2 protein-coding genes are annotated in these 1,522 nt (G+C 25.0%); both read right to left on the reverse strand.

Annotated elements, in window-relative coordinates; genetic code table 11:
- Positions 1–1,002, reverse strand: a complete 1,002-nt coding sequence (locus R5Z65_RS10100; protein WP_317368938.1) for a DUF3991 and TOPRIM domain-containing protein — start codon at positions 1,000–1,002, stop codon at positions 1–3.
- Positions 999–1,522, reverse strand: a 524-nt coding sequence (locus tag R5Z65_RS10105; RefSeq protein WP_317368939.1) for a DUF4314 domain-containing protein, incomplete at its 5' end; no start/stop codon positions are given. The genes R5Z65_RS10105 and R5Z65_RS10100, both read right to left, overlap by 4 nt.

Here is a 1,522-nt window from a genome sequence, read left to right on the forward strand (position 1 = left end):
TTATCTCTCAAGTTCATCATATTCTATTCCTTTTGCTTTATAAATTTTATTATTCATTTCCTTTACTTTTTCAACTAAATCTTGATTAAAGTCTTTATTTTTAGGTGTTTGCAAATAGCATTTATAACCTAATTCTTTATACTTTTTGCCAAACTCTTGTGCTTTTTCTTGCCCATAATTTTCTTTTTTACCTACATCGTTATCAAAACAAAATATTATATTTTCTATGTTGTTATGGTGTTCTAAATATGTATCTATTGCCATATCAAATAATCCACCACAAGATAATCTACTATCTTTTTTCCAGTCAATTTTATTTTCTATCTTAAAAATTGTCATATGGCTCATTAAATCTATGGGACTTTCAAATACATATAAATTTTGGCTTGTTCCATTAAAATTAAAACCATACTGTTTATCAGAGCTTTCTATATCTTTTCTAAAATTACTTTTTAAAGACATTCCCCTTAAACTACAATATTTAGCTATATTATTTTCATCATAGCCAACAAAAGCACAGTTATAAAATATACCTTTTTTATTTTCTTCTTTAGATTGATATATTTTATCTTCATTTATAAATAAATGTACTATTTCTTTATCTAGCTTTCTTGTTTGTACTAAATAATCTATTACCCTGTTAAAATTTTCAGCTTTTGGTGGTAACTTAAAAGACTTTTTTTCCTTTTCTTTATGTAAATAAAAAGAGCCTATGTTATTTTCATAAGCTCTAATTCCTAAAATACTTTCTACTGCTTGTTTAAAATCTAGCCCTAAATATTCTTTTGCAAAATCTAAAATATTGCCTTTTTTATTTGTTGTAAAATGATAAAATCCTTTGCCATTTTTAAATATAAATAATCCACCCATTTTTTCTACTTTAAAAGTTCTACTATCACTATTTTTTAACCTAAAACCATTTCTAATAGCATAATCAACTAAACTTGTTTCAAAAATTTGCCTCATTTGTTCTTCTGTAAAAGGATACTTATTTATATTCATTGTATTTCCTCCCACATTTCTTCTTCATAAATTTCTTCATTTTGAGTATATTCATTTTCCTTTGTATTTTCATTTGAAATAATTTCAAAACTATCTTCTTTTACATTTAAACTTAAAGTACTACCATTTTGCCAAATAACTTTAACTTGCCCTATATCATCAACCCTTTCAACTGCTCCCAATAAGCCACTTGGCAAGTTTTCTCCTTGCATATTTTCTAGTTTAATTAACATACCTTTTTTGAAAGTTTCTTTAATTTCTGCTACTGACATATTTTTAAAATCATAAAAGTTAGTAGTTTCTTCAATAACATTATCATCTTCCTTAACTTCAGTAATTATCCCATTTTCTACATTATAGTCTAGTTCTATTTTTCTTTTATAAAGATAGCTAAGTCTTTCTTCTTGTTCAAAAGGCTTATTTACTTCTTCTTTAGCTTGAATTAATTTTTGCTCACTTTCTTTAAGTCTTTCTTCATATAATTCTAGTTCTTTTACTATATCATCTGCTAAATTTTCAA

The organism is uncultured Tyzzerella sp., assembly GCF_963558545.1.
Taxonomy (GTDB): domain Bacteria; phylum Bacillota; class Clostridia; order Lachnospirales; family CAG-274; genus Tyzzerella.

What these genes read in the sequence shown, in the direction of transcription:
- R5Z65_RS10100 (WP_317368938.1), bottom strand. Translation starts at nt 1,002, where the DNA reads ATGAATATAAATAAGTATCCTTTTACAGAAGAACAAATGAGGCAAATT.